This is a genomic window from Kitasatospora sp. NPDC091257 (assembly GCF_044757675.1).
In the GTDB taxonomy this organism is placed as follows: domain Bacteria; phylum Actinomycetota; class Actinomycetes; order Streptomycetales; family Streptomycetaceae; genus Kitasatospora; species Kitasatospora lactacystinica.
Map to the genome: position 1 here is coordinate 1 of NZ_JBIVVI010000445.1, position 6,567 is coordinate 6,567.

Annotated in this window: 6 protein-coding genes; 3 read left to right on the plus strand and 3 right to left on the minus strand. The window is 72.3% G+C overall.

What is annotated here, in order from left to right; all coding sequences use genetic code 11:
* Positions 1-151: 151 nt before the first annotated feature.
* The gene (locus tag ACIQOV_RS21050) at positions 152-883 is read right to left on the minus strand and encodes a hypothetical protein (protein WP_401050556.1); all 732 of its coding nucleotides are present in this window, start codon (positions 881-883) and stop codon (positions 152-154) included.
* A 190-nt stretch (positions 884-1,073) separates the two neighbouring features.
* Here ACIQOV_RS21050 and ACIQOV_RS21055 point away from each other — a divergent pair, with 190 nt between their 5' ends.
* Both ACIQOV_RS21055 and ACIQOV_RS21060 read left to right on the plus strand, forming a co-directional pair.
* Entirely contained in the window at positions 1,074-2,240 is a 1,167-nt protein-coding gene (locus tag ACIQOV_RS21055; RefSeq protein WP_401050559.1) for an anion permease, read from the plus strand.
* Entirely contained in the window at positions 2,237-2,482 is a 246-nt protein-coding gene (locus ACIQOV_RS21060; protein ID WP_401050560.1) for a hypothetical protein, read from the plus strand. Before ACIQOV_RS21055 ends, ACIQOV_RS21060 begins: the two co-directional genes overlap by 4 nt.
* Positions 2,483-2,565: 83 nt before the next feature.
* Here the strand turns inward: ACIQOV_RS21060 and ACIQOV_RS21065 are convergent, their stop codons facing one another.
* Both ACIQOV_RS21065 and ACIQOV_RS21070 read right to left on the minus strand, forming a co-directional pair.
* The gene (locus ACIQOV_RS21065; RefSeq protein WP_401050563.1) at positions 2,566-3,765 is read right to left on the minus strand and encodes a lantibiotic dehydratase C-terminal domain-containing protein; all 1,200 of its coding nucleotides are present in this window, start codon (positions 3,763-3,765) and stop codon (positions 2,566-2,568) included.
* 276 nt (positions 3,766-4,041) lie between these two features.
* Positions 4,042-4,230, minus strand: a complete 189-nt coding sequence (locus ACIQOV_RS21070) for a thiazolylpeptide-type bacteriocin (RefSeq protein ID WP_401050565.1) — start codon at positions 4,228-4,230, stop codon at positions 4,042-4,044.
* Positions 4,231-5,050: 820 nt separating this feature from the next.
* Here ACIQOV_RS21070 and ACIQOV_RS21075 point away from each other — a divergent pair.
* Positions 5,051-6,400: a hypothetical protein gene (locus ACIQOV_RS21075; protein ID WP_401050567.1), complete on the plus strand. Its 1,350-nt coding sequence runs from the start codon at positions 5,051-5,053 to the stop codon at positions 6,398-6,400.
* Positions 6,401-6,567: the final 167 nt, after the last annotated feature.

The following is a 6,567-nucleotide window of genomic DNA, read 5'->3' on the forward strand; positions in this document are numbered from 1 at the left end:
GGGAGGACTCGAACCTCCACTGGGACCCCTGGTCAGCTTCAACGTCAGTGTCAGCTTTTCGCACCGTGCAGCGCACCCGCCCGGTCTCCCGGACAGGGTGTTCGACGCGCTCGGTGCACCCGCCCGGCTCCCCGGGCGGGCGATCATGGGGCTACCGGAAGAGGTAGCCGAAGACGGCGTCGCCGACCCGCTGGTCGGTGACCTCGACCGCGTTGGCCTCCTCGCGGGCGAACTTGACCGCCTGCTGGAGCTTCTCCACCCGCTCGGCGAGCTCGTTCACCCGGCGGGCCGGCAGCGCGCCGGAGAACTTGACCGTGGTCCAGTAGCCGACCGCGATGTCCTCGTAGTAGACCTCGACCTGGGCCGGGTGCTTCTCGGTGGCCTCGGCCTTGACGTGGTTGCGCGGCACCTTCTTGGTCCGGATGGTGCGCACCGGCTCGGTCTTCCAGGCGTCGGCGGACGGGTCGAGGTTCCAGGACTCGGAGGCGTCCAGCACCGGGAGCTTCTTCACGAAGGTGAACAGGTCGGTGAGCTGCTTCTCCAGGAAGAGCAGGTACGGCACCGGCACCCGGGCGAGGAGCACCTGGCCGTCGACCACCACATCGGCGCTGGCACCGATGTTGGCCCAGTCCTTGGTGGCCGTCACGTCGAAGAGCCGGGTGAGGGTCTGCGCGGTGGACCGCAGGATGTCCTCGGCCTTCAGCTGCACACGGGTCGACTCCGGCGGCAGCTGCTCGCCCTCCTCGTCCTTGGGCTGGTAGGTGCGGGAGATCCCGGCCAGCAGCGCGGGCTTCTGAAGGTCCTGGTGGGCCTGCGTCAGCTCCTGGAAGGACTTGGACTTGACGCCCTTTTCAACGGCGATGATCTGGTTCAGCTTTGCCACGTCCGGGACGCTATCAGTCCCAAAGTGGTCGGCGACACCCAATTATTGACCGAGTAGTGGTTCTGTCCTGTGCGCTCCGCTCGGGCTCCACGGCCGTGCTGGTCCGATCGGATGGTGTCCTCCACCGCCCGGCCCCGTACGGGTGGCGGGGGACCGGGGCGGCGGCGGTCGGCGGGTTAGGTTCGGACGCGTGACCGGCAATGACGTGGTTCTGGCGCTGGTGGTGGTCACCGCGCTCGGTTTCGACTTCACCAACGGGTTTCACGACACCGGCAACGCCATGGCGACCTCGATCGTCACCGGCGCCCTCCCGCCGCGTGTCGCGGTCGGCGTCTCGGCGGTGCTGAACCTGGTGGGCGCCTTCCTGTCGACCGCGGTCGCCGCGACGATCGCCAGCGGTCTGGTGCAGAGCCAGGACGTGACGCTGACCGTGGTCATGGCGGGCCTGACGGGCAGCATCCTGTGGAACCTGACGACCTGGTACGTCGGGATCCCGTCGAGTTCCTCGCACGCGCTGATCGGCGGCGTGGTCGGGGCGACCATGGCGGCGGCCGGGGCCTCCGCCGTCAAGTGGCAGGGCCTCGTCGCCAAGGTGATCGTGCCGGCCGCCCTGTCGCCGTTCATCGCGGGCTCGGTCGCCGCGCTCGGCACCTACCTCGTCTACCGCGTCACCCGCGAGGTCTCCGAGGGCCCGCGCACCCAGGGCTTCCGGAGCGGTCAGGTCGGGTCGGCCTGCATGGTCTCGCTCGCCCACGGCACCAACGACGCCCAGAAGACCATGGGCGTCATCACGCTGGCCCTGATCGCCAGCGGCACCCTGAGCACCGGGGCGAAGGCGCCGGACTGGGTGATCGGCTCCTGCGCCACGGCCATCGCGCTGGGCACCTACATCGGCGGCTGGCGGGTCATCAGGGCGCTGGGCAAGGGACTGGTGGAGATCGAACCGCCGCAGGGGATGGCCAGTGAGTCGGCCTCGGCCGCGGTCATCCTCTCCTCCACGGACTTCGGCTACTCGCTCTCCACCACCCACGTCGCCACCGGGTCGATCCTCGGATCGGGGGTCGGCAAGAAGGGCGCGGTCGTACGGTGGAACATCGCCCGCCGCATGGTGGTGGCCTGGGTGCTCACCCTCCCGGCGGCGGCACTGGTCGGGGCGCTGGCCTACTGGGTCGCCGACGGGATCGGCGGCACCGGGGGCGTCGTGACCATCTTCGCCGTCCTGGTGCTGGCCTCGATCGCCTTCTTCGTCGCGTCCCGCCACCCGGCGGTCACCCCGGAGAACGTCAACGCCGCGTGGACCGGGTCGGTCATCCCGGACCCGGAGCCCGTTCCCGCCACCGACGAGGTGGCCCCGTGAACTCCTGGGTCGATCTGGACGCGCTCTGGAAGATCGTCGTGGTCGGATTCCTCGCCGGCGCCGGTCTGCCCGCACTGTTCGCCATCGGTGTGCGCGCCCTCTACCCACCGGTCGGGATCGACGGGGCCGGGGTCTCCCGCCGCGCCGCCGGGGCGCTCGGCCGGACCGTTGCCGTGGTGTGCTTCGCGGTGGTCCTCGCCGCGATCGGCTGGGGCATCTTCATCATCGTCAACCACAGCTGAGTGCGGAGGCGGTGGTCGCCGCGGTGGTCGCTGCGGTGGCGCGCCGGCGGGGCGCGGGCGGCGACTGCGAGGTGGAAGGGCCGTCACGCCGGCCCCTCGACCATGGCGATCACCTGGGCGATGTAGTCCCGCCACCGGTGTCCGGTGAGTTCGGGGACGCTGCGTACGAGGAGGTGGGCGGCCAGGTAGCGCTCCACCGGCCGGACGTCGCAGATCGCGAAGAGCCGGTACAGGGCGTTGGTGCCGGTCCGGTAGATCAGGTAGTGGGTGCGGTCGAACAGCGTGCCGTCGGGGTCGCTGCGGGTCAGCATCCGGTGGAACTCGCTGTAGCGGGTGCGCAGTTCGAAGTCCCAGCGTTCGGCGGTGGCCGGGTCGCCGAGGGCGGTCGCGCGGGCCCGGTACTCCTCGCCGCGGCCGGAGAGGTCGGCCCCGGCCGCCAGCAGCCGCTCGGCCCGGCCCCAGGCCGTGGCCGACCAGCGCGCCCAGTCCTGCTCCCAGCCCCGGGTGTCCCCGGCCGCCACGCGGCGGACCAGCTCCGTGGCGGCGGGGCCGCTGCGCTCCCAGCGCTGATCGAAGGCCGCTCGGACCCGGCCGTCCGGGTCCTCGTGGACGAGGAAGTCCTCCAGGTGGGAGAGGAAGGAGTAGTGCCCGCCGATCAGCCCGTCCGGATGGGTGCTCGCGTGCGCCGCCAGCGCCGTGAGCACCAGCCGCACCCGGGCCTGCGCGGTGTCGCCGTGCTCCCCGAGGAACGCGCAGGCCGAGGTGATCGCGGGCAGCCCGGCGCGCATCAACTCGTCGCGCAGCGCAGCGGGTTCGGCCCCGAGCAGCGCGTGCAGGTCGGTCGTCGCGGCCGGGTCGACGGGCGCCACCCGGACGGTGTTGTCCGGCACCAGCGGGCCGTACGGCGGGGCGATCAGCTCGGCCCGCCCGGCGACGGCGGCCTCGGCGAGCAGCTGTTCCCGCGTGCGGTCGGCGACGGACGGGTGCGCGGCCGCCCACGTCCGCAGCGCCCGGGCGGACTCCTCCGCCGCGGCGGCCACCCGCTCGGCCGACCCCTCCAGTCGCAGCCGCAGGTGCGGCCCGAACCGCCAGTGCCGTTCGACGTGGGCGAGCAGCCCCTGCTCCGTCGCCCTGCGCGCGAGCGGCAGGACGGCCTCGCGCAGGGCGCGCGCCTTGACGGGCCGGTAGTGGTAGAGGATCACGTCGAGGGCGGTCCCGGGCGCGGGGCGGCCGGCCGGACCGCTCATCGGCTCACTCGTCAACTCAGTCGTCGGCTCGCTCATCGGGCGACTCCTCGGTGCGGCACCGGCGGGGCGGACGGGGGCGGGCAGTGGGTTGGGCCGGGCGGGCGGTAGGTCTCCAGGACGAGTTCGACCGTCCGCGCCGGTTCCGACTGCCCGCCGACGAGGGGCAGGGCCTCCTCCAGCAGGGCGCCGTGCGGGTGGCGGGCGAGCCACCGGCCCGGGCTGGTGCTTCGGCGCCGCTCAGTAGGGCTTGCTACAGCTCAGCAGGGTTCGGCAGGGCTCGGCACCGCTCAGGACGCCCGGCAGCGCGGAGCGTCAGAACCACGTCGTCGTCGGGTGCACGATGCTGGAGTTGGAGGAGGAGTTGCAGGACGTGGAGTTGGTGGACGCGCCGCCCTCCGGCAGCGCGATGCTGTCGCGCAGCGCGGTGACGGTCAGTTCGCCCAGGTCGAGGTCGAGGTCGAGGTCGTCGAGCGCGAGGACGTCCTGCAGGTGGTCGGACATGGAGGTCTCCCGAGGAGTGTCGAAGGGGTCGGCCCGGTAGATCGCCGGACCGGGTCCGTGCCGGAACGTGGGCCGGAAGCCCGACGACGACTCCTGGCAGGAACACGATCCCCGGGAGCCGCCGTCCTCCGGCAGCGCGACGGTGCCGCGCGCAGTGCGACGGTGTCGCGCAGAGGTGCCACATGCGTGCCTGAGCACACACGCGTGCTCAAGCGGGATGGTGCGGATGCGCCTGGTCCCCCGTGGGCGCGCGGCTCGGACCGGATCGATACCGGCCGGGCGCCACCGTTTTACCGAGTCTAGGTCGAGGCTCGCTCCGCCAAGAGGGCGCTCCGGTCACATTGGCCGGTAATCCGCTGCGGCCCGCGGCGCCGGCCGCACCCCGCCGAGGCACCGCGGTGCCCGGTTCGCCCCATGCGTACATCCCTGAAACCTCGCCGGGCCCGGCGGGCGCGCCGTCCGCGGTGCGGTGCGGCGGGGGAACGGTTCGTCCCCGCCCCTGTGAAGAGGGCAGCTCCACGCCCCCTGCGACTGCCGACGGGTCCTTCACCCGGCCTTCACGCCTCCTGTCCCGCCCGCTCCGCTCGTCGTGCCCGCGCCCCGGCGGGGGAGAAGCCGGAGCGCGACCATCGGGATCCGGCCAGGGCAGGGCTTCCGGGCGCTCCGTTCGGGTGGTGGGCCGGCCGAGGGCGCCCGCGTCCGGCCCGTCGCGGCGGGAGGCGGCGGCGCGGTGCACGAGGATGGCCGCTCCGAGGAGTGCCGGGGAGCACCGGAAAGTCCCGGAGAGTCCCAGGCCGTGCGGCGAACGAGGTGCCGACCCATGATGACCGACGTTTTCAGCCGGTTCCAGTCGCTCCAGGACCCCGGCCTCAAACTCCTCCAGAGCGACGGCAGCGCCGACACCGATCTGCTGCTCCCGCTGCTGCGGAACCGCGACCGCGGGATCGACGTGCCGGGGCGCCGGGTCCTGGACGCCGCCCAACCGGACGGCCTCAACGTCCGGATGGTCCAGTACAAGGATGTCGTCGGCGGCCTGGCGGACGAGCACGGGACCGTCCTCGTCGCGGAGCGGGACCAGGCCACGCAGCTGTTCCTGATGTGGGTGTCCAGGACGGCGGCGCTGCACCTGAAGGCCGGGGCCACCCAGAACGTCAACGTCCACTTCCTCTTCCACCCGCCGACCGACCGGGACTGCTACGCCGCCACCGACTACTGGACCGGCACGTGCCGCATCGACGGGAAGGACCGCGGCTGCGTCACCGACAAATTCAAGGGGACGCAGCCCTATGTCAAGCTCGGCGAGCGCTACCTGTGCACGGACTTCCGGGCGGTCGCCCAGCACCTGCTGGCCTCGGACCGGTTCGAGCCGAACGTCCTCTACGTCGTCCCCGTGGCGTCCGTCGCGGGAGGCAATTTCAACGACCTGCTGACGGAGCAGGGCCTGACCCGGGCGGTCCAGGAGGTGCTCCTCTTCGCCTCCGGGAAGATCACGGGCCGCCCCGTCCAGGACGGCTTCCCCGAGTTCGGGCAGGTGATGCTCTCCGGCTACAGCCACAGCGGTGACCGCGTCGAGAAGCTGATGAAGGGCGCTGCCGACACACCGTTCTTCCGCCGCCACCTGTCACAGATCAACCTCTTCGACCCGAACCTCCAGGTGGGGGATGCGAAGGCCCGCCTGGAGCGCTTCCAGGCACTGCTGGAGAGGGCGTCGTTCTGGAAGCGCCGGGTCAACCGCGACGCCCGCGTCTTCGTCTACACCTCCTACGACGACCACCAGCGGGCGATGCTCGGCAGCGGCCTGGGGCTGCAGAGCCCCACCACCGTCAACCTGGACACCGTGGAGTGGGAGGGCGGCAAGCCCGCGAAGGCCGCCCTGCGCAAGAAGCAGGGCGCGCACCCCAGGGGCACCGGGGTCGAGGCCTACAACCACGACCGCAGCGTGGGGCTGGTCCACCTGCCGCCCTCCTTCTTCCGGCACTGGCTGGAGCACCCGCTGGACAACCCGGCGGGCTGGGACCAGGACGCCCGGGGCAACGGCCACGGCCACGGCTGGTTCCTGCGCACCCTGCTGTCCCACGCCCTGTCCAACGCCACGCCCGAGTGGTTCGGCGAGCAGCGCGGCTTCAAGGCGGCGGGGCCGGTGGTCCAGCCCAGGCCCGCACGGAACTGAGCCCGCCGGTACGGGCGGGTCTGCCGATGCGGTGGCGTGCCCCGCGCCGGCGGCAGGCGCCACAGGACGTGCATCGTCCGAACGAACGTGTGCATCCTTCGGGCGGTACGCCTGCGGCCGGGGTGAGGGAGCCGGACTGCGGTGGGGACACCAAGGGGACCCTCCCC

Excerpts from the sequence above, each read along its gene's own strand:
- ACIQOV_RS21070 (WP_401050565.1), bottom strand. The coding sequence starts at position 4,230 with ATGTCCGACCACCTGCAGGACGTCCTCGCGCTCGACGACCTCGACCTC.
- ACIQOV_RS21075 (WP_401050567.1), top strand. The coding sequence starts at position 5,051 with ATGATGACCGACGTTTTCAGCCGGTTCCAGTCGCTCCAGGACCCCGGC.
- ACIQOV_RS21065 (WP_401050563.1), bottom strand. The coding sequence starts at position 3,765 with ATGAGCGAGCCGACGACTGAGTTGACGAGTGAGCCGATGAGCGGTCCG.